The sequence below is a fragment of the Streptomyces fuscichromogenes genome (assembly GCF_014645815.1).
Taxonomy (GTDB): domain Bacteria; phylum Actinomycetota; class Actinomycetes; order Streptomycetales; family Streptomycetaceae; genus Streptomyces; species Streptomyces fuscichromogenes.
Window position 1 is genome coordinate 84792 of sequence record NZ_BMML01000018.1, and the last position, 20906, is coordinate 105697.

17 protein-coding genes and 1 pseudogene are annotated in these 20906 nt (G+C 71.9%); 13 read left to right on the forward strand and 5 right to left on the reverse strand.

Going from position 1 to position 20906, the window contains the following annotated elements; translation table 11 throughout:
• Positions 1–42 precede the first annotated feature (42 nt).
• The 3 genes from IEZ11_RS32870 to IEZ11_RS32880 all read left to right on the forward strand — a co-directional run bounded on the left by IEZ11_RS32870 (position 43) and on the right by IEZ11_RS32880 (position 4139).
• A complete protein-coding gene (locus IEZ11_RS32870; protein ID WP_189266597.1) occupies positions 43–1194 on the forward strand; it encodes a hypothetical protein in 1152 nt (383 codons plus the stop codon).
• Positions 1194–1592: a hypothetical protein gene (locus tag IEZ11_RS32875; protein WP_189266598.1), complete on the forward strand. Its 399-nt coding sequence runs from the start codon at positions 1194–1196 to the stop codon at positions 1590–1592. Before IEZ11_RS32870 ends, IEZ11_RS32875 begins: the two co-directional genes overlap by 1 nt.
• 372 nt (positions 1593–1964) lie before the next feature.
• Positions 1965–4139 (forward strand): protein kinase domain-containing protein, encoded by a 2175-nt coding sequence (locus IEZ11_RS32880; RefSeq protein WP_189266599.1) that lies wholly within the window; start codon positions 1965–1967, stop codon positions 4137–4139.
• Between the two features lie 452 nt (positions 4140–4591).
• Here IEZ11_RS32880 and IEZ11_RS32885 read toward each other — a convergent pair whose 3' ends face one another.
• Both IEZ11_RS32885 and IEZ11_RS32890 read right to left on the reverse strand, forming a co-directional pair.
• Positions 4592–4798: a hypothetical protein gene (locus IEZ11_RS32885; RefSeq protein ID WP_189266600.1), complete on the reverse strand. Its 207-nt coding sequence runs from the start codon at positions 4796–4798 to the stop codon at positions 4592–4594.
• A 35-nt stretch (positions 4799–4833) separates the two neighbouring features.
• Positions 4834–5061 (reverse strand): annotated as a pseudogene (locus tag IEZ11_RS32890) (Rv2578c family radical SAM protein); the annotation flags it as partial.
• 180 nt (positions 5062–5241) lie between these two features.
• Here IEZ11_RS32890 and IEZ11_RS32895 point away from each other — a divergent pair.
• From IEZ11_RS32895 to IEZ11_RS32910, 4 genes are all read left to right on the forward strand, one after another.
• Positions 5242–5685: an SRPBCC family protein gene (locus IEZ11_RS32895; RefSeq protein ID WP_189266601.1), complete on the forward strand. Its 444-nt coding sequence runs from the start codon at positions 5242–5244 to the stop codon at positions 5683–5685.
• Positions 5686–5839: 154 nt separating this feature from the next.
• Positions 5840–8230 carry an MFS transporter gene (locus IEZ11_RS32900; RefSeq protein WP_189266602.1) on the forward strand — a complete coding sequence of 797 codons (2391 nt, stop codon included), beginning with the start codon at positions 5840–5842 and terminating at the stop codon, positions 8228–8230.
• 163 nt (positions 8231–8393) lie between these two features.
• On the forward strand, positions 8394–10841 hold the full coding sequence (locus IEZ11_RS32905) for an ATP-binding SpoIIE family protein phosphatase (protein ID WP_189266603.1): 2448 nt from the start codon (positions 8394–8396) through the stop codon (positions 10839–10841).
• Between the two features lie 134 nt (positions 10842–10975).
• The gene (locus IEZ11_RS32910) at positions 10976–11701 is read left to right on the forward strand and encodes a class I SAM-dependent methyltransferase (RefSeq protein ID WP_189266604.1); all 726 of its coding nucleotides are present in this window, start codon (positions 10976–10978) and stop codon (positions 11699–11701) included.
• Between the two features lie 41 nt (positions 11702–11742).
• Here the strand turns inward: IEZ11_RS32910 and IEZ11_RS32915 are convergent, their stop codons facing one another.
• From IEZ11_RS32915 to IEZ11_RS32925, 3 genes are read right to left on the reverse strand one after another with little or no spacing between them, the layout of a single operon-like run.
• Complete coding sequence (locus IEZ11_RS32915; RefSeq protein ID WP_189266605.1) at positions 11743–12582, reverse strand: carbohydrate ABC transporter permease; 840 nt, start codon at positions 12580–12582, stop codon at positions 11743–11745.
• Positions 12579–13505, reverse strand: a complete 927-nt coding sequence (locus IEZ11_RS32920; protein ID WP_189266606.1) for a carbohydrate ABC transporter permease — start codon at positions 13503–13505, stop codon at positions 12579–12581. The genes IEZ11_RS32915 and IEZ11_RS32920 overlap by 4 nt, the downstream gene beginning before the upstream one ends.
• The gene (locus tag IEZ11_RS32925; RefSeq protein ID WP_189266607.1) at positions 13502–14746 is read right to left on the reverse strand and encodes an ABC transporter substrate-binding protein; all 1245 of its coding nucleotides are present in this window, start codon (positions 14744–14746) and stop codon (positions 13502–13504) included. Before IEZ11_RS32925 ends, IEZ11_RS32920 begins: the two co-directional genes overlap by 4 nt.
• A 165-nt stretch (positions 14747–14911) precedes the next feature.
• Between IEZ11_RS32925 and IEZ11_RS32930 the strand changes: the two genes are divergently transcribed.
• The 6 genes from IEZ11_RS32930 to IEZ11_RS32955 are packed head-to-tail and all read left to right on the forward strand — an operon-like array spanning position 14912 to position 20833.
• A complete protein-coding gene (locus IEZ11_RS32930) occupies positions 14912–15745 on the forward strand; it encodes a M55 family metallopeptidase (RefSeq protein WP_189266608.1) in 834 nt (277 codons plus the stop codon).
• The gene (locus tag IEZ11_RS32935) at positions 15738–17042 is read left to right on the forward strand and encodes a M20/M25/M40 family metallo-hydrolase (protein WP_189266609.1); all 1305 of its coding nucleotides are present in this window, start codon (positions 15738–15740) and stop codon (positions 17040–17042) included. Before IEZ11_RS32930 ends, IEZ11_RS32935 begins: the two co-directional genes overlap by 8 nt.
• 26 nt (positions 17043–17068) lie before the next feature.
• A complete protein-coding gene (locus IEZ11_RS32940; protein WP_189266610.1) occupies positions 17069–19003 on the forward strand; it encodes a prolyl oligopeptidase family serine peptidase in 1935 nt (644 codons plus the stop codon).
• Between the two features lie 5 nt (positions 19004–19008).
• Complete coding sequence (locus tag IEZ11_RS32945; RefSeq protein ID WP_189266702.1) at positions 19009–19932, forward strand: S66 peptidase family protein; 924 nt, start codon at positions 19009–19011, stop codon at positions 19930–19932.
• 60 nt (positions 19933–19992) lie between these two features.
• Positions 19993–20238, forward strand: coding sequence for a LapA family protein (locus IEZ11_RS32950; RefSeq protein ID WP_189266611.1), 246 nt, complete (start codon positions 19993–19995; stop codon positions 20236–20238).
• 19 nt (positions 20239–20257) lie between these two features.
• A complete protein-coding gene (locus tag IEZ11_RS32955; RefSeq protein WP_189266612.1) occupies positions 20258–20833 on the forward strand; it encodes a GNAT family N-acetyltransferase in 576 nt (191 codons plus the stop codon).
• Positions 20834–20906: the final 73 nt, after the last annotated feature.

Genomic DNA, 20906 nt, shown 5'->3' on the forward strand with positions numbered 1-20906 from the left:
TGACCTGCACGGTCAAAACAAATCCGGTTACGGATTGACCATTTGCCCGGGGAATCGGTGGAAGCCTTTCAGGTCAAAAATCCCGGCCTTACCAAGGAACCCACGTCACCACTGCGGCCTGCCGGAGCAGGCCCGACGAAAGAGGTTCCCGTGAAGAAGCCGTTCTTCGGTTTTCCCGCCTGTAGGCGCAAGTGGCGTCTCGTCGCGGCTGGCCTGGCCACCGCCGCGGCCGTGGCCGGCACCGCGACCTTCGCCACCGCTGAACTGCGTACGAGCCCGCACCCCGCCCACGCCACGATCGGGCTGGCGGACTCCAGCGTCAGCATCACCGGCCAGAGCTCGACGGACTGCAGCCCTGTCAGCGGCCTTCCTGTCCTGACGGCCGGCGGTACCGTAAGCACACTGCCGAACACCGGCGACTGCTCCGGTACGACGTCCGGTGGCACTCTGCAAGGCACTCTCGGCCAGAGCCAGAACTGCCAGCTCACGGAAGAGCAGCAGCAGGACCTCATAACCCGCGCGAAGGCTCAGCAGGCCGCCAACGACGAGCGCTTCCAGAGCGAGTTGCTGAAGAACCTGCTCGCCCTGGCCGCGGCCAAGTCAGGCGGTGCCGCGTTCAGCCTGCACATGTCCGGGTACACCAAACTCAGCCCGCAGGACGTCACTGACCTGATTCAGAACGGTACGGTCACCCCCGCCGACATGGCAGCCGCCATCCTGCAGACCTTGCAGGAACTCGGCGAGGACACCGCCGGTGTGACCGTCAGCGGTTCCTGCACCGGCGACGAGAACCAGAACCCGAACTACAGCGCCAGTAGCAGTGATTCGAACTCCTCGGGTGACTCGGCGGACAACGAGGGCCAGTCGGGTCAGGACCAGGCTGCCCCGTCAGACCTCGGATCCGACTGGGTGCCCCAGGACCCCAAGAACATCTGCGAGAGCACGGGGTGCGAGGACGTGGCGGTTGAGATCCAGCAGAAGATCGGCGGCACCAGGTATCGGATCGAGGACTCGATGGGAGCGCCGACCCTCGGCAAGTACCGCGGAGAGGACACGTACTGGAACTACCATGAGGTAGTGATCAAGGATGGCCGCGTGTACGACGCCTGGACGGGACGGACCGGTGAACTGCTGGACACCTATCGGGGCAACTGGCAGTACGGGCAGTGGCTGAAGTTCACTCCGATCGGATGATGACGGTGGACTATCGGACGCTCTTCGCCGACGTACACCGCCGCCCGGGCTCGTACGGGCTGGACGGCTCGTACGGCCAAGCCGTGGCTTTCATCATGGGCTGCGACGCGGGCAATGCCTGGGGCCTGCTCGTGGGCTTCCCCGAATGGCTGGCGATGAAGGCAGGAGGGGGTGCCAACCTCGTGTGGTCGGCACTCGTACTGCGGATCGCCTTCCCCGGCCCCACCGTCGTGACGGCGGCCGAAACCCTCGATCAGCAACACGACGAACACGCTGTCGGTGCACTCTTCGGCCTTCTCGACGAATTCCTGGCCGACCGGAAGGGCTCCCGAGGCGCGGCCGCCATCGTCTCCAGCTACCTCGACTGGCAGCGCCTCCGACGGGAGCAGAACTCCTAGCCCACCTGGCTCTCTGACCCCGAGCGCGTCCGCCGTGCCGCCTTCGCCTGGTTCGCCTGATTCCCAACGCAGGGAACCGGGCGAAGGCGGCGTTTCCGTGTCTCCAATCGGAACCAGATCGTTCGATTCCCCTCGCGGGGTCTGTTCGGCGGGGCCGTTGGCGCGTGCCCGCGTGTCGGCGTGCCCGCGTGTCGGCGTGTCGGCGTGTCGGTTCGCGTCGGAAGGGCATCGGCCAGGGGCCGGGCCCGGCATTACGATGACAGGGCACAGCGAAAGGCGAGGTCTGGCGGGCCTCGTGAGAGCCCTGCGGCGCGTTCCTGGGAATACTCACGGCCCGGATCGGTCAGCGGCGGGTTCTGGGCGAGGAGCGGCATGGGCAGACGTGAGGTGGCGGTTCCGGACGGTCCGTTAAGGGACTTCGCGCAGGGACTGCGGGATCTGCGGGCGCAGGCTCCAGGAGCACCCACCTACCGGACGCTGGCGGTCCGTGCGCGCTACTCCCCCTCCGCCCTCTCGGACGCCGCGTCAGGGCGCCGTCTGCCTTCGTGGGAGGTGACCGCGGCGTTCGTGGCGGCCTGCGATGGCGACATCGAGGAGTGGCGCGAGCGCTGGAGGGAACTGGACGCCCAGCTGCGCAGCAACCACCCGGCGCTGTTGCCGGAGGCCGATCCGGGCCAGGACCCGGCCGCCGCCGCCGACGAGGAGGACCAGAGCGGCCGAGAAGGCCAGGACGAGCAGAAGGCCGAAGAACGCAGAGCCCTGGCCGAGGACTCCGACAGCGACGACGCGTCCGGCACCGCGCAGACGGCCGCGGTGGCGCCGCTGTCACCGTCCGATCCGCCGAAGGCCGGCCCGTACCGGCTGCTGGGGCGGCTGGGTGCCGGCTCAATGGGCGTGGTCTACCTGGGGGTCTCGCGGGCCGGGCGGCCGGTCGCGGTGAAGGTGGTGCGCGCGGACTTGGCCGAGGACCCGCACTTCCGGCACCGGTTCACGGCCGAGGTGGCGGCGGCACGGCGGGTGTCCGGGCCGTTCACCGCGGCGGTGGTGGACGCCGACGCCGACGCCGCACGGCCATGGCTGGCGACCGTCTATCTGCCCGGGCCGTCGGTACAGGAGGCCGTGGAGACCGGCGGGCCGTTGCCGGCGGCGGTGGTGCTCGGGCTGGCCGCGGGCATCGCCGAGGCCCTGACGGCCATCCACGGCGTCGGCGTCCTGCACCGGGACCTGACGCCGGGCAACGTGCTGCTGGACACGGATGGACCCAAGGTCATCGACTTCGGCGTCGCGCACACCATGGACGCCACTCGGCAGACGAAGACCGGGGTGCGGGTCGGCACGGTGCCGTTCATGGCGCCGGAGCAGGCCTCCGGACAGGAGATCACCGCCGCCTCTGACGTCTTCGCGCTGGGCTGCGTGCTGGCATACGCGGCCACCGGCGTCGCCCCGTTCGGCGACGGCTCCAGCGGCGAGGTGCTGTACCGCATAGCCCATTCCGCCCCCGACCCGGCGGCCCTGGACTGCGGTGACGACCGGCTGCGGGACCTGATCAGGCGCTGCCTGGGCAAGGCCCCCGACCGCCGTCCCACCCCTGAGGAGATCGTCGAAGCCTGCGGTGGGGACCGTCCGCAGGAGGTCGCCTGGCTGCCCACGGCCGCCGCTGCCCGGCTGGCCGCCCGGCGTGACCAGGTCAGCGAGACGGTCGCCCGGGCCGCCACCCGCCGCACCGTGGTCCGCGTCAAGCTCACCGCCGTCCCGCTCGTCCTTGCCACCGGCGTCGTCCTGGCCGTCGCCCTGACCACTGGCCACCCCGGGACATCCGTGTTGACCGCGCCACCGGACAGCGCCGCTCCCACCATGTCGGCCGTGCTCTCGCCGTCGCCGAGCAACCAGTCCGCCAGTCCGAAACCCTCCGGCTCACGGGCGATGGCATCCTCCGGTCGGGGCGCCGCCAGCAGCGGCACGGGCGCACTGGCACCGTCGGCGTCCCGCAGCACCGGCAGCCTGACCACAGGAGGCGGCGGCATGGGGGGCAATGCCAACGGCAGCGGGACCAACGGCGGTGCGTCGACCGTCACCTGGACTGCCCACTCGGGCACCGAGTGCGCCTCCTCCGGCGCGGCGCAGACCAGCTTCTACGCCAAGAGCGGGGAGTGGAAGAAGACCACCGGCGGCGCCTACACCTACGACTGCAATGCGGCGCGGTACATCCACCTCGAGGACGACGGCGACGGCGGCTGGAACGCCAACGCCGACTGGGTCTTCACCCCCGGCACCAGCGTGAGCAGCTGCAGCTTCCGTATCCACGTCGCCAAGGGCACCTGGGCCAGCGATGCCCAGTACAGGGTCTACAACGTCGACAGCACCAACGACGGCAGCGCCAGGGACTTCGCCCACTTCGACTTCGACCAGCACGACTACGACGCCGGCGGCTGGTACACCACCCGCAGCTTCACCTTCCACACCGGCACGATCGACCTGGCCCTGACCAACACCGGCAGCGACACCTACGGCGTCGTCGCCGACGAGGTGGAGGCCTCCTGTTCCTGACGCCTCCTGCCGGACCGTCATCGCGAGCGGACTTTGTCCGGATTCCGCAGGGCGCACGGCCCTGACCTCGCGGACGCCGAGGGCGGCCCGGGTCTCGTCCGGTACGCGCCTGCGCCAAGGGGACCAGCGCTCTGGGCATCCTGCTGCTGCGGCGCGCGCCGCACGAGCCCGAGATCCTGTGGACCCTGATGGCCGATGAGATGTGGGCCCCGTGGGTTCGCGTCGGCTTCGCCCCGGTCCTCGGGTTGGGCGGCGGGACTGGAGCGCCCCAGGCCCTCAGCTTGACTCTGTCGGGGATCTTGGAGTTGCCGAGGTCAGCTGCCCAGGGCTCGCCAGGACTGAACCGCCCCGGTTCGAATGCAGACCGGCCTGTACGGGCCGGTGCGGGACTACCTCGACGGCGTCCTGGGCGGCTGACGCGTTCCTGAAGTGTGGCTGGTGCTGGTCGCCGGTTACAGGCGCTTCGCTGTGCGGTCGCGCAGCAGCAGCCACTGGCTCGCGTCGGCGCCGCCTGAGCGCGCGGCCGGTCCGTGCAGCAGCACGGCGAAAGCCGTCCGCTCCGCCTTGCTCGGGGCGTCATACTGGTCTGGCGCCTCCGGGGTCGGGAATGACCTCGTCATGCCTTTCCAGGCCTTGTCCGCGTTCGGAGTGCTGAGCATCGGCCCTCCCGGGCTCAATAGGGTCATGCAGTGAAGTAGACGCACGCGTGTGAACAACCCCGGTACGGGTTCACCGTCCACTCGAACGGCATCCGGGAGGCGCCCGGCACCCGGTTGATGATCGACCGCGCCCGCACCTCGTGGAAGGTGATCCCACGGAACTCCGGCGTGTCGAAGGTACGGGTGGTGACCGCGTCCGTGCCGAACAGCGCGGTGCCGGCCCGGACGGGTCCGGTCTCCTCGGTGAGGTTCTCCCAGCGCATGACGCCTCCTCGGTAGCACTGCCCAGAGAATAGAACATCTGTTCCCATGATCGTGCGAACGGTCTGTGGAGACCGTGCGGACGCCGTTTCCGACCGCTTCCGGTACCCCGATTTGGGCGGCCGGGCGCCGGGGTGGTTGGCTTGGCGCAACCCCGAGAACTCACGTGCTGGAGGAACGCAATGGCGCAGGTCGAGGCCACTACGGAGCGGGTCGTCGCCGCGGACGCGGAGAAGGTGTTCGACACCGTCGCCGACTACAGCGGTACGCGCGCGAACCTGCTGACGGAGCACTTCAGCGAGTACGAGGTGCGCGAGGGCGGCGACGGCGAGGGCACCCTGGTCCACTGGAGGCTCCAGGCCACCAGCAAGCGGGTCCGGGACTGCCTCCTGGAGGTCAGCGAGCCCACCGACGGCGAGTTGGTCGAGAAGGACCGCAACTCCTCCATGGTCACCACCTGGCGCGTCACCCCGGCCGGCGAGGGCAGGGCCAAGGTCGTCGTGCACACCACCTGGCAGGGCGCCGGCGGCATCGGCGGCTTCTTCGAGAAGACCTTCGCGCCCAAGGGCCTCGGCCGGATCTACGACGGGGTGCTCGACAAGCTCGCCGCCGAGGTCGAGAAGTAACCTCCCGGAGAACCAGGCCTGTTGGCCTCTCACCGGTTCGAGTGGATCTCCGCTCGCGCCGGCCCTGTGCCGTAACTCGTCGTGCTTGCTCGCAGTTGTCGCCCTATGGGAAATAAGGCGGGAATTGTGCGCAGGTGCGACGAGGGAGCGGTACGTGGGCGGAACGACGCTGGTGCAGTACGAGGAACCGGCCGCGGCACCCGCGGACGCCCCCGTACCGGAACCCGCAGCGGTCTGCGGACTGGGGCCGCGCCGCACCCGGCTGGTGTTCTGCGGGCTGGTGCTCGCCCTGCTCCTCGCCGCGCTCGACCAGATGATCGTCGCCACCGCGCTGCCGAAGATCGTCGGTGAGCTGCACGGCCTGGACCGGATGGCCTGGGCGATCACCGCCTACCTGCTCACCGCCACCGTCGGCCTCCCCGTCTACGGCAAGCTCGGCGACCTCATCGGCCGCAAGGGCGTCTTCCAGTTCGCGATCCTGGTCTTCGTCGTCGGCTCCGCGCTGGCCGGACAGGCGCGGCACATGGACCAGTTGATCGCCTTCCGGGCCGTCCAGGGCGTCGGCGCGGGCGGGTTGATGATCGGCGTACAGGCGATCATCGCGGACATCGTGCCGCCCCGGCGGCGCGGCCGCTTCATGGGCCTGATCGGAGCCGCCTTCGGCCTCGCCTCCGTCGCCGGACCGCTGCTCGGCGGCTACTTCACCGACCACCTCTCCTGGCGCTGGTGCTTCTACGTCAACGTGCCCCTCGGGCTGATCACGCTCGCTGTCATCACCCTCGTGCTGAAGCTGCCGAAGCGCCGGGTCCGCGCCCGTTTCGACGTGCTGGGCGCGCTGTTGCTCGCCACCGCCTCCACCTGCCTTGTGCTGCTGACCAGTTGGGGCGGTACGGAGTACGCGTGGGACTCACGCGTCATCCTCGGGCTCGGCGCCGGCGCGGTGGCCGCCGGCGGGCTGTTCCTCGTCGTCGAGCACCACGCGGTCGAACCCCTCATCCCGCCACGGCTGTTCCGGGACTCCGTCTTCAACGTGAGCGGCCTGGTCGGACTGGTCGTCGGCATCGCCCTGTTCGGCGCCGCCAGCTATCTGCCGACCTTCCTCCAGATGGTCGACGGCGCCTCGGCGACCGGGTCCGGGCTGCTGATGCTGCCCATGACGGGCGGCATCGTCGGCGCCTCGGTCGTCGCGGGACAGCTCATCAGCCACACCGGCCGCTACCGGATCTACCCGGTGCTCGGCGGGGGCCTGTCGGTGGTCGGCATGTGGCTCCTCTCCCGCCTGGAAGCCGACACCCCGCGCTGGCAGTACAGCATCTGGATGGCCGTCCTGGGTGCCGGGATCGGCCTGGTGATGCCGGTGCTCGTGCTCGCCGTGCAGAACTCCGTACGCCCCGCCGACCTCGGCGCCGCCACCAGCGCCAACAACTACTTCCGGCAGATCGGCGGCAGCGTCGGCGCCGCCGTCTTCGGCACCCTCTTCGCGGACCGGCTCACCGACGCCCTGCACCGCCGTCTCCCCGCCCGTGCCGGTGCCCGCCTGCCCGACCCCCAGTCCCTCACCCCGCAGCTCGTCCACGCACTGCCCCCGGCGCTGCGCGACGCCTACGTCCGCGCCTACGCCGACGCCATGCCCCGGATCTTCCTCTACCTGGTCCCGGTGCTCGTCCTCGGCCTGCTCGCCGCCTGCTTCCTCAAGGAGAAACCGCTGGTGTCCCATCCCATCGCCGAAACGGGGTCCGAAGCAGTGAACGCCCCGATCCCGCAGGCCCGGTCCCCGCACACCGGCGCCGGGGTCCCGGTCTGCGGCACGGTGCAGCACCCCGACGGCACCGTGGTGCCCCGGGCCGCGCTCACCCTCATCGACGCGGTCGGCCGGCAGATCGGCCGGGGCGCCAGCGGCGAGGACGGCCGGTACGCCCTGGCCACCCCCGGCTCCGGGTCCTACGTCCTGATCGCCGCCGCCGGCGGGCACCAGCCGCAGGCCGTCACGGTGACCGTCGGCGAGCGGCCCGTCGAACTGGACGTCGTCCTCGGCGGTGCCGGACGGCTCGCGGGCGGCGTGCTCACCGCCGACGGCACTCCGGTACGGGACGCCACCGTCACCCTCACCAACGTGCACGGCGAGGTCGTGGCCAGTGTGCGCAGCGGCCGCGAGGGCGGCTATGTCATCAGCGAGCTGGTGGCCGGCGAGTACACCCTCGCCGCCAGCGCCCCCGCCTTCCGCCCGGCCGCCCTCCCGGTCACCGTCCAGGCCTCCCGGGAGACCCGGCAGAACGTCGAACTCGCGGGCGGCGCCGTGCTGAAGGGCACGGTCCGGGCCGGCGGCGGCCGGCCGGTGGAGGACGCGCGGGTGACCCTGCTCGACGCCGCCGGGAACGTCGTGGACACCCTCACCACCGGCGCCGACGGGACGTTCCGGTTCGTGGACCTGTCCTCCGGCGAGTACACGGTCATCGCCGCCGGTTACCCGCCGGTCGCCACGGTGCTCCAGGTCGCGGGCGGCGGCCGCACCGAGCGGGACCTGCAGCTGGGCCACGAGGACTGAACCCGGCGGGTGCGCGCACCGCGCGGGGGCGCGGACCTGCGCTCCGGTGGGACCCGGTGAAACCAATTCCAGGAATGCCACACATCGCAACCGGCGGCCACCGTACCGTAGTGACGGGCGGCACAGATCTTTTGCGGAGCCGTGGGGAGAGAGGGCCTGGGCAATGGACCATGGCAGCGAGCGGGACGCACATCCCGGCTTCGGTGCTGGGGACGGCGCTCCCGGCCGCATCCCCCTGGCGGTGGTCCTCGTCGACCGCGAAGGCCAGGTCTCCCACTGGAGCACCGGCGCCCGGCGGCTGTTCGGCGCCGCCAAGGAAGAGGCCATCGGCCACTCCGTCCTCGACCTGCTGCCCGTCTCCGGCGCGCTCCCCGAGGACGACGAGATCACCCCGTACGGCGCCTACGCGGCGTACGACGGCCTCGGCCCCGACCTGGAGTCCTCCCTCGACGGACGGCTGAGCTTCCCGGCCGCCGGCCGGGCCCGGCTCACCGTGCCCGACCGTGACCGCGTCGACGTCCTCTGGTGGGCCTACCCACTGGTCGGGCCGGGGAACGAGCGGCTGCTGGTGCTCGCCGCCGACGCCGAGCGGCTGCGCCGGGCCGAACCCGACGAGACCATCGCCTTCGAGCGCATCGCGCCCGGCTTCGCCCTGCACACCGACTTCCCCGGCGCCGAGGAGCTGGCCCGCAGGCTCCCCGAGATCCTGCCCAGCATGAGCGTCGACGAGAGCGCCCGCATCGTCGCCCAGGTCCTGGAACTCGGCTACCCCATCCTGGAGTTCAGCCAGAACGACCGGGTGCCGGTGACCCCCGACTGGGGCGTCGCCCGGCGCGCCGAGCGGATGGCCCGCCGCGAGCGTGCCTCCCAGGTGGCCGCCCAGGGGCTGCCGGTGCCCGCCGAACTCGCCGACGACGAGGGCGAGGACCTGGAGTACGCGGCCGTCCGCGAACGCCTCGAGTTCCTCAACGAGGTCAGCGGGAAGATCGGCACCTCGCTCGACCTGTCCCGCACCATCGTCGAGGTCAGCAGAGCCGTCGTACCCCGCTTCACCGATGTCGCCGGCACCTATCTGCGCGAACAGGTCGTCGCCGGCGAGGAGTTCCCGGACGGCGTGCCCGACACCACCACCATGTGGCACCGGGTCGCCCTGGAGCACACCGACGAACCCGGCCGCTGGGACGACGTCGTCCCGGTCGGGGAGGCCATGCCGTTCCCGGCGCACACCCCGTTCTTCCAGTGCATGACCACCGGCGATCCGGTCCTGGTGCCGCGGATCAGCGTGGAGATGGGCCATGCCATCGCCTCCCAGTTCGAGAAGCGCGACATCCGGCCGCTGATCACCGGCCGCTCGATGCTGGTCGTACCGCTGAAGGCCCGCAACGTCGTGCTCGGCTTCATGATCCTGCTGCGCCACCCCGAGCGCGAGGTGTTCGACGACATGGACCGGGTCACCGGTGCCGAACTCGCCGCCCGTGCCGGGCTCGTACTCGACAACGCGCGCATGTACACCTACCAGGAGAGCGTCGCCGAGACCCTCCAGGACAGCATGCTGCCGCACATCCCGCCGCGCATGGCGGGCTGCGACATCGCCACCCGGTACCTGCCGGGCACCCTGCTCGGCCGCGTCGGCGGCGACTGGTTCGACTCCGTGAAACTCCCCGGCGCCCGGACCGCCCTGGTCGTCGGCGACGTCATGGGCCACGGCCTCAACTCGGCCGCGATGATGGGCCAGTTGCGTACCGCGGTGCAGACGATGGCGGCCATGGACCTGCCGCCCGCCCAACTCCTGCGCAACCTCGACGACCTGGCCCAGCGGCTCGGCGACGGCTACCTCGCCACCTGCCTCTACGCCGTCTACGACCCGATCGAGGGCGAACTGCACCTCGCCAACGCCGGTCACATCCCCCCGGTGCTGGTGCGGGCGGTCGACGGGCACAGCGAACTCCTCGACCTGCCCACCGGGGCACCCATCGGCGTCGGCGGGGTCGCCTTCGAGTCGCTGCGGGTGCGGGTCGACCCCGGCGACCGGCTGGTCATGTGCACCGACGGACTGGTCGAGATGCGCGGCGAGGACATCGGCGTCGGCCTCGCCACCCTCTGCGAGTCCGCCGCCCACCCGGCCGCCTCCATGGACGACGCCTGCGACACCATCATCCGCGCCCTCAACACCCGCGGCGGCCGCAAGGACGACGTCGCCCTGCTGATGGCCCGCCTCAACGGCATCGAGCCGGAGGACGTCGCCGAGTGGCGGCTCGCCCTGGACCCGGCCGAGGTCCGCCGCGCCCGCGCCGCCGTCCGCGAACAACTGCACGACTGGGGCCTGGCCCGGCTCGCCGACCCCGCCGAGCTGATGGTCAGCGAACTCGTCACCAACGCCGTCCGGCACTCGCACAGCCGCCCGGTCCAGCTCCGGCTGATACGAGGCGAGACCCTGCTCTGCGAGGTCGATGACGACGACCACACCCTGCCGACCCTGCTCGGCGCCGACCCCGGCGCCGAGGCGGGACGCGGACTGCGGGTGGTCTCGACCCTCGCCCGGGAGTGGGGCACCAGCCGTACGTCCGCCGGGAAGACCGTCTGGTTCGAACTCACCGCCCGCCGCCGCTGACCCGGGGGGCGCACGTTCGCCGAACGCGTGGTGAAGGAACGCGCCGGGCGCTTGTGGCCGAAACACGCGCAGGGTAAACCGTACTGACCCGTCATGACGGCGGTCATCTGTGGTTCCATCCTGGGGAGTTGGCCATGAGTGTGACGAGTCGGTACCGGCATGCCTGGGAAGGCTTCTGGCAGGAAGCCCCCGACGAGCCCGGGGCGGTGTTCTGGGACGCCGAACCGGACGTGACCGCCGCGGTCCACGTCGCGCTCTTCGAACCCCATGTCGCCGACCCGGGCCTGCCCCTGGTCGACCTCGGCTGCGGCAACGGCACCCAGACCCGCTACCTGGCCCAGCGCTTTCCGCGCGTCCTGGGCGCCGACATCTCCGAGGCCGCCCTGGACCACGCCCGGCACGCCGATCCCGCCGGACAGGCCCGGTACCGGCTCCTCGACGCGGCCGAGAAGAGCGAGGCGGAGGCCCTGCACACGGAGCTCGGCGATGCCAACGTCTACATGCGGGGCGTCCTGCACCAGTGCGAACCGGACGACCGGCAACCGCTGGCCGACTCCATCGCCACCCTCGTCGGCAGCCGCGGCCGGGCCTTCCTCGTCGAGCTCTCCGAGGCCGCCCGCACCGTCCTCGGCGGCCTGGCCCAGAGCCCGTCCGGGCCGCCGCCCAAGCTCGCCCCGATCTTCCGCCACGGGATCGCCCCCGGCGAGGTCGCCGACGACGCGGTGCCCGCGTACCTGCGCAGCGCCGGCCTCACCGTCCTCGCGACCGGTGAACTGCCCCTGACGACCACGGAGTCCACGCCGGACGGCGAGCTCATCGTGCTGCCCTCGAAGTGGGTGCTGGTGGGCCGGGAGAGCTGAGGGCCGGCGGAACCCCCCGGCCCGGTCACGGGCGTGGCCCCTCAGTCGATCCCGGACCGTTCCACGCCCGCCACGATCCACCGCTGGAAGCACAGGAACACGACCAGCAGCGGCAGGATCGACACGGCCGCCGCGACGAACAGTTCGTGGACTCTGACGACCTGGGACGTGGTGAAGGAGGCGAGCGCCACCTGCACCGTCCAGGCGTTCCGGTCCTGCCCGATCACCAGCGGCCACAGGAAGGAGTTCCACGCGCCGACGAACACGATCGTCCCGACGGCGGCGAAGACGGGCCTGGCGTTCGGCACGACGACCAGCCAGTACGTCCGCCACTGACCCAGCCCGTCGACCTGCGCGGCGTCCTCCAGCTCCGCCGGGAAGCCCAGGAAGTACTGCCGGAAGACGAAACAGGCGAAGGCCGGGAACAGCGTCGGGACGATCAGCCCCCGACAGGTCGAGATCCAGCCCAGCGACGACACGAGCACGAAGCTCGGGACGAAGGTGACGGCGGCCGGGACCAGCAGCGTGCCGAGGACGGCGTAGCAGACCTTGTCGGCGTGCCGGTAGGGGACGCGGGCGAGGCCGTACCCGGCGAGCGAGGCGAGCGGCAGCGTGCCGAGCGTCGTCGCGACGGCGATCAGCGCGGAGTTGAGCAGGGAGCGGGCGAACGGAACGGAGGTGTCGTCGAAGAGCTCGGTGATGTTCCCCCAGCGCGGTTTTGAGGGGAAGAAGGTCCATTCGGGGGCCGTGATGTCCTGCTCGCTCGACAGTCCGTTGCGCACCAGGAGATAGAAGGGGACGAGGAAGAGAACCGCGAGCGCGATCAACAGGACGAGCCGCAGGGCGCGTCCGACCCGTACCACCGCGTCCTCCTTGGTCACCGCTCCCTCCTGCCCAGTCCCAGCCGGCGCGCCTGACCGACCGTCACCACCGCGATGACCAGCGAGAGGATCACCGCGCCCGCGCTGCCGAGCCCGAGGTTCTGCCCCTGGCCGAGCGCGGTGTAGTAGAGGTAGACGAGCGGCGGACGGGCGTAGGGCGGGTAACCGCGGGCGTCCGAGAGCAGGTTGTAGAACTCGTCGAAGGCCTGGAAGGCGTTGATGACGAGGAGCAGGACGACCGCGACCGACGTGGCGCGCAGCTGGGGCAGCGTGATGTGGCGCAGCACCTGCCGGCCGGGCCGGGCGCCGTCGACCGCGGCGGCCTCGTACAGAGCGGGGTCGATCCGCTGGAGCCCGGCCAGGAAGAGGATCATGAAGAAGCCCGCCTGCAGCCACAGCCGCACGGTGACGATCACCAGCCAGTACCAGGGCGGGTCGGTGACGGACAGCCAGGCGACCGGATCGCCGCCGGACCAGCCGAGCACGGTGTTGGCGAGCCCGAACCGCACCCCGCTGAAGACGGACATCTTCCAGACGAGGGCGGCGACGACGTAACTGCACGCGGCCGGCAGGAAGAACACCGACCGGAAGAACGCCCGTGCCCTGCGCACCCGGTTGACCATCAGGGCGAGTGAGAGGGAGAACGCGTACGTCGTGGGCACGATGAACGCGGTGAAGACCAGGAAGGTGCGCAGGCTGTCGAGGAAGGCGTCGTCCGACAGCATGGCCGTGTAGTTGTCGAGGCCCACGAAGTCGGTGGGCGTGACGGTGTTGTGGGCGTCGAAGAAGCTGAGGGCGATGCTCCACAGCAGCGGGAGGTACGTGAACAGGCCGAGCCCGAGAGCGAACGGGCCTACGAAGATCCAGAACCAGCGGGTGCGGCTGCGGGCCCTGCGCCGGGCCGGCCCGGCGTCGGCCGTCACGGCTTCCTCTTCACCCGGTCGAGCTCGGCCGACACCTTGCCGACCACCGCCCGCAGTTCGCTCTCCGGGTTCGCCCCGCTCCTGATGATCCGGTTCAGCGCGTCCTGGTAGGCGGTCTGGGCGGCCGGGGTCCACAACAGCGCCTGGGCGTAGCCGTGTTCGGTGGTGAGACGGACCGCCTCGGCGGCCGCACCGGTCTTCAGCCTGTCGGCGTTCTTCGCCAGGGAGACCCGGGCGGGGATGTGGAAGCCGTAGGAGAGCGCGAAGTCCTCCTGGTAGTCGGTACGTTCGACCCACAGCCACTTCACGAAGTCCTCGGCCGCGGCCCGGTGCGCGCTGCGGGCGCTGACGGCGGCCCCGTAGGCACCGACGGGAACGACGGGTGCGCCCGATCCGTCCTCGGGGAACGGCAGCACCCCGAAGTCGTCGCCGAGTTCCCTCCGCACCTGGGGCAGTGCCCACAGGCCGGACCACTGCATGGCGGTCAGGCCCTGGACGAACGCGGACGGGTCCGGCCAGTCGGCGGGGGCGCCGAGGAGCAGGGACCCGTCGGCGTACAGCCGGTGGAGCCTGGCGAGAGTGCGGGCCGCGGCCGGGTCGTCGAAGCCCACCCTGCCGTCCTCGGTGACGAGCCGGAGCCCGGCCGCGTACAGCGGAGTCGCCCCGAGGGCGCCGGCGCCGCCGTCGTTGCCCAGGAAGAGTCCCTTGACCTTCTTCGTGGTCAGTCTCCCGGCGGCGTCGACCAGCGCGTCCAGGGTGTCCGGCGGCTCCACCGCGGCATCGCCCAGCACGCTTCTGCGGTAGTAGAGCAGTTGGGTGTCGATGACCTGGGGGATGCCCCAGATCCTCCCGTCGTACGTCTTCGGGGTGAGCACGGCGGGGTTGAAGTCGTCCTTGACGCCGTCGAGCAGGTGGCTGAGGTCGACGACCTGGCCGCTCTGGATCTGGTCGAGGGTGGGACCGCCCTCGAAGACGTCGGGACCGGAGCCGGTGAGCAGTGCGGCGGCGGTCTGCTGGTCGTAGTTCCCGGGCCGCCACTGGACGCTGACCCCGGCCTTCCGGTACGCGGCGGCGTACCGCTCCACGGCCTGCTCGGTGCCCGTCTCGCCGTACTGGTGGTACCACTGCGACAGCCTGGGCCCGGCGCCGGTGTCGTCGCCGCGTCCGGTGTCGGACCCGCAGGCGGTGAGCAGCCCGGCGCCCGCTCCCGCGGCGAGCAGTGCCCTGCGGCTGATGGTCATGGTGCATGCCCCCTGACGGTGGTCGTTGCACGGTCCAACGATCAGTCGGGCGGCGGGATTACGACGGGAGCGGTGCGGCACTCTGTCCGAATCGGGGGACACCCGCCCGCCGGTGCGGCGCCGCTCCTTGGGAAGTTCCCCGGCCGACGCGTAACGTGAGGCACCATGAAGATCCTCATCAGCGCCGACATGGAGGGCGCCACCGGGGTGACCTGGCCCGGCGATGTGCTGCCCGGTGCGCCGCAGTGGGAGCGGTGCCGTCCGATGTTCACCTCCGACGTCAACGCCGCCGTCCTCGGCTTCTACGACGGCGGCGCCGACGAGGTCCTCATCAACGAGGCCCACTGGAGCATGCGCAACCTGCTCCTGGAGCAGCTCGACGACCGCGCCGAGATGATCACGGGCCGCCACAAGACGCTGTCCATGGTCGAGGGGGTCCAGCACGGTGACGTCGACGGCATCGCCTTCGTCGGCTACCACACCGGCGCCGGCATGGAGGGCGTCCTCGCCCACACCTATCTCCCCAACTCCGTCACCGGCGTCTGGCTGAACGACGTCCGCGCCAGCGAGGGCCTGCTCAACGCGCACGTCGTCGCCGAGTACGGCGTCCCGGTCGTCCTCGTCACCGGCGACGACCTGGCCTGCGAGGACGCCCTCGGCTACGCGCCCGAGGCGCTCAAGGTCGCCGTCAAGGACCATGTGTCGAGGTACGCGGCCGTGTGCCGGACGCCCGCCCGGACCGCCGCCGACATCCGCGCCGCCGCCAAGGAAGCGGCCCGGCTCGCGGTGCGGCACGAGCCCGTGACCGGCGGGCCGTTCACCGTAGCCCTGGAGTTCGACGCCGAGCACCTCGCCCTGGCCGCCACCGTCGTCCCCGGCGTGGACCAGGTCGGCGAGCGGAAGGTGGCGTACACCGAGGGGACCATGTACGACGGCATCCGCACCTTCAAGGCGGTCACCACGATCGTCTCGGCCGCGGTGGAGGAGCAGTATGGCTGACCAGCAGGCACTGGACGAGGTCGTCCGGTTCACCTCCGAGCTGATCCGGATCGACACCAGCAACTTCGGCGGCGGCGACTGCCGGGAGCGGCCCGCCGCCGAGTACGCGGCCGAGCGGCTCGCGGAAGCGGGTCTGGAGCCGGTCCTCCTGGAGCGGACCGCGGGGCGCACCAACGTCGTCGCCCGCATCGAGGGGACGGACCCGACCGCGGACGCGCTCCTGGTCCACGGCCACCTCGACGTCGTACCCGCCCAGGCCGCCGACTGGAGCGTCGACCCGTTCTCCGGGGAGATCCGCGACGGGGTGGTGTGGGGGCGGGGCGCCGTCGACATGAAGAACATGGACGCGATGATCCTGGCGGTGGTGCGGGCCTGGGCCCGGGAAGGGGTACGGCCGCGGCGGGACATCGTCGTCGCCTTCACCGCCGACGAGGAGGCCAGCGCCGCGGACGGCTCCGGGTTCCTCGCCGACCACCACCCCGAACTGTTCGAGGGCTGCACCGAGGGCGTCGGCGAGTCCGGCGCCTTCACCTTCCACGACGGCACCGGACGGCACCTCTACCCCGTCGCCGCCGGGGAGCGCGGCACCGCCTGGCTCAAGCTCACCGCGCGCGGCCGGGCCGGACACGGCTCCAAGGTCAACAAGGAGAACGCGGTCACCCGGCTCGCCGCCGCCGTCACCCGCATCGGCGAGCACCAGTGGCCGCTCCGCCTCACCCCGACCGTCTCCGCCGCCCTCACCGAACTCGCCGCCCTCTACGGCATCGAGCCCGATCTGCACGAGGTCGACCTGCTCCTCGACAAGCTCGGCCCGGCCGCCAAGCTGGTCGAGGCCACCGTCCGCAACAGCGCCAACCCGACCATGCTGAACGCCGGTTACAAGGTCAACGTGATCCCCGGCGAGGCCGTCGCCTTCGTCGACGGACGCTATCTGTACGGCACCGAGGAGGAGTTCCGCGCCACCCTCGACCGGCTCACCGGCCCCGACGTCGCCTGGGAGTTCCAGCACCGCGAGGTCGCCCTCCAGGCACCGCTGGACTCACCGACGTACGCCCGGATGCGGGCCGCCGTCGAGGAGTTCGCCCCCGAGGGGCACGTGGTGCCGTACTGCATGTCGGGCGGCACCGACGCCAAGCAGTTCTCCCGGCTCGGCATCACCGGCTACGGCTTCGCCCCGCTCAAGCTGCCCGAGGACCTGGACTACCAGGCCCTGTTCCACGGCGTCGACGAACGCGTCCCCGTCGCGGCCCTGCACTTCGGCGTCCAGGTCCTGGACCGCTTCCTGCGCACGGCGTAGCACGGCACAGGCGAGAAGGAGAGAACGTGGAGACGAAGGCGTACGGCTCGTGGCCCTCACCCGTCGACGCGGCCCTGGCCGCGGCGCACGACGGCTTTGCCGAATGGGTGGGCTTCGTCGGCGACGAACCCTGGTGGACCGAACCCCGGCCGGCCGAGGGCGGCCGCAGGACCCTGGTACGCGGCAGCACCGGGGAGTCCGTGCTGCCCGCGCCGTGGAACATCCGCAGCCGGGTCATCGAGTACGGCGGCCGGCCGTGGGCCGGTGCCGTGCCCGACGGCGGCGGTCGACCGCTGCTGGTCTTCGTGCACTTCGACGACCAGCGGCTGTACCTGTACCGGCCCGGCCAGGAGCCCCGGCCGCTGACCCCGCCCGGACCCCGTTGGGCCGACCCGCAGTTGCTGCTCGACCGGGGTGAGGTCTGGTGCGTCCTGGAGGAGTTCACGGGAGCCGCACCCACCGACGTACGGCGGGTGCTCGCCGCCGTACCGCTGGACGGCTCGGCCGCCGACGACCGGGCCGCCGTACGCGAACTCACCGACGACCGGCGCCGGTTCGTCACCGGGCCGCGCCTGACGCAGGACGGGCGGCGGGCCGCGTGGCTGGCCTGGGACCATCCGCGGATGCCCTGGGACGGCACGGAACTGCTGGTCGGCGAGGTCGGCGCGGACGGGACCCTGCACTCGGTCCGTACCGTGGCCGGCGGTCCCACGGAGGCCGTCGCGCAGGCGGAGTGGTCCGCGGACGGCCGGCTGCTGTACACCAGCGACCGCAGCGGCTGGTGGAACCTGTACCGCGACGACGAACCGCTGTGTCCGCGCGCGGAGGAGTTCGCGGGACCGCTCTGGCGGCTCGGCCAGAACTGGTTCGCACCGCTGGACGACGGGCGCGTCGCCGTCCTGCACGGCCGCGGCCCGCTGGCACTCGGGACACTCGATCCGGAGACCGGCGAGATCGCCGACGCCGCCGGGCCGTGGACCGAGTTCTCCGCCACCCTCGCCGTGCACGGCACCCGTGTGCTCGCGGTCGGCGCCGGCCCGCGCACCGCCCACGAGGTCGTCGAACTCGACACCGCCTCCGGCCGCACCCGGGTCGTCGGCACCCCGCACCAGGACCCGGTCGACCCCGCCTACTACCCCGAGCCGCAGGTCCGCACCTTCACCGGTCCGGGCGGCCGCGAGGTGCACGCCCACGTCCATCCGCCCCACCACCCCCACCACACCGCTCCCGAGGGCGAGCTGCCGCCGTACGTCGTCTGGGCGCACGGCGGCCCCACCAGCAGGACACCGCTCGTCCTCGATCTCGCGATCGCCTACTTCACCTCCCGCGGCATCGGGGTCGCGGAGGTCAACTACGGCGGCTCCACCGGATACGGGCGGGAGTACCGGGAGCGGCTGCGCGAGCGGTGGGGCGTGGTCGACGTCGAGGACTGCGCGGCCGTCGCGCTCGCCCTCGCCGACGAGGGCACCGCCGACCGCGCCCGGCTGGCGATCCGCGGCGGCAGCGCCGGCGGCTGGACCGCCGCCGCCTCCCTGACCGGCACCGACGTCTACGCCTGCGGCACCATCTCCTACCCCGTCCTCGACCTCGCCGGCTGGGGCGAGGGGGAGACCCACGACTTCGAGTCCCAGTACCTGGAATCCCTGATCGGCCCGCTGGCCGAGGTGCCCGAGCGGTATGTCGAGCGGTCGCCCAGCGAGCACGCCGACCGGCTCACCGCGCCCTTCCTGCTGCTCCAGGGGCTGGACGACGTGATCTGTCCGCCCGCGCAGTGCGAGCGCTTCCTCGCCCGGCTCGACGGCCGCCCGGTGCCGCACGCCTACCTCACCTTCACGGGCGAGGGCCACGGCTTCCGGCGCGCGGAGACCCTGGTCCGCGCGCTGGAAGCCGAGCTCGCCCTATACGCTCAGGTGTTCGGGCTGGACGTGCCCGGAATCCCGGAGCTGGAGCTGACGAAGTGACCGAAGTGACCGCGCTGACCAGACCGCCGAGGCTCTCCGCCGGGGCGCGGGTCGCCGTCGTGGCGCCGAGCGGGCCGGTGCTGGAGGAGCGGCTCCAGGCGGGCCTCGACATCCTGCGCGGCTGGGACCTCGACCCGGTCGTGGCACCCCACGCGCTCGCCAGGGACGGCGACCTGGGGTACCTCGCGGGCTCCGACGCCGACCGCGCGGCCGACCTCCAGCGGGCCTGGTGCGACCCGTCCGTGTCCGCCGTGCTCTGCGCGCGTGGCGGCTACGGCGCCCAGCGCCTCGTCGACCTGCTCGACTGGGAGGCACTGCGGGCGGCCGGGCCCAAGGCGTTCGTCGGCTTCAGCGACGCGACCGTGCTGCACGAGGCGTTCGCGACCCGGCTCGGGCTCGCCACCCTGTACGGGCCGGTGGCCGCGGGCGCCGACTTCGTCAAGAGCACCGAGGCACAGGACCATCTGCGGGCCACCCTGTTCGCCCCGGAGACGGTCCGTACGATCCCCTCCCGGGGTGCCGCGCTCGTCGGCGGCCGGGCCACCGGCGTCACGGTCGGCGGCTGCCTGCGGCTGCTCGCGGCCGGGCTGGGCACCCCGCACACCCACCCCGGCGCCCGCGGCGGACTGCTCGTCCTGGAGGACGTCGGGGAGCGGCCGTACAGCCTCGACCGGAGCATCACCCAGCTGCTGCGGTCCGGCTGGCTCGACGGCGTCGCCGGGATCGTGCTCGGCTCCTGGGACCGGTGCGGGCCGTACCAGGAGGTACGGCCGATGCTCGCCGACCGGCTCGGCGGGCTCGGCGTGCCGGTGCTGGAGGAGTTCGGGTTCGGGCACTGCGAGGCGGCCCTGACCGTCCCGCTCGGGGTGGCCGCGGAGCTGGACGCGGACGCGGGCACGCTGACCCTGCGGGAACCGGCCCTGCGCTGAGCTCACCCGGAGGGCCGCGTCCGGCGGGCGCGGTCCGGGCCCCGGGACCACCCTGGTCGCATGAGCCCGAAGACCTCGGCGAAGCGGGACCGGACCGACGGCCGGCGCGGCGTGCTGCTGACCCCGGGCAGGATCGCCGTGCTGCTGCTCGGTGTCCTCGGCCTGGTCTTCGTCTTCGAGAACACCCACGCCACCGAGATCCGGTTCCTGGTCCCCGTGGTCACCACCCCCCTGTGGATCGCCCTGCTCGTCACCGGGGCCATCGGCGCGCTCTGCGGGGCGTATTTCATGAAACGCCGCAGCTAGCTCCGCGTAGGGTGACGGGATGCCGCACACCGCTTCCCGCTATCTCGCCGAGGGCCCCCGCGTGGGCATCCGTCACTACACCTACGAGGACGGCGCCGAGTTCATCGCCCGCGCCCGGGAGAGCAAGGACCTCCACCAGCCCTGGCTGTTCCCGCCCGCCACGGACGCGGCCTTCGCCGGCTACGCGGGGCGGTTGATCGAGGACCGCAGCAAGGCCGGGTTCCTGGTCTGCGAGAAGGCAGCCGCAGGGCCCGGTGGGGGACAGGGCGGGGCGATCGCCGGGTTCATCAACATCAACAACATCGTCGAGGGCGGCTTCCAGTGCGGTGCGCTCGGCTACGGCGTGTTCGCGCACGCGGCCGGGCGCGGGCTGATGCGGGAGGCGATGGGGCTCGTCGTGGACCACGCCTTCGGGCCGATGCGACTGCACCGGCTGGAGATCAACGTGCAGCCCGGCAACGCCGCGTCGATCGCGCTCGCCCGCGGTGCCGGGTTCCGGCTGGAGGGCTTCTCGCCGAACATGATCTACATCGACGGGGCCTGGCGGGACCACGAACGCTGGGCGCTCACCGCGGAGATGCGGACGACCGCCTGAGCCCCGCGCGACCCGGGCCGGCGCCCGACACCTTTGCGCAATCCTGACCGGCGGCTCCCCTGGTCAGCTCATC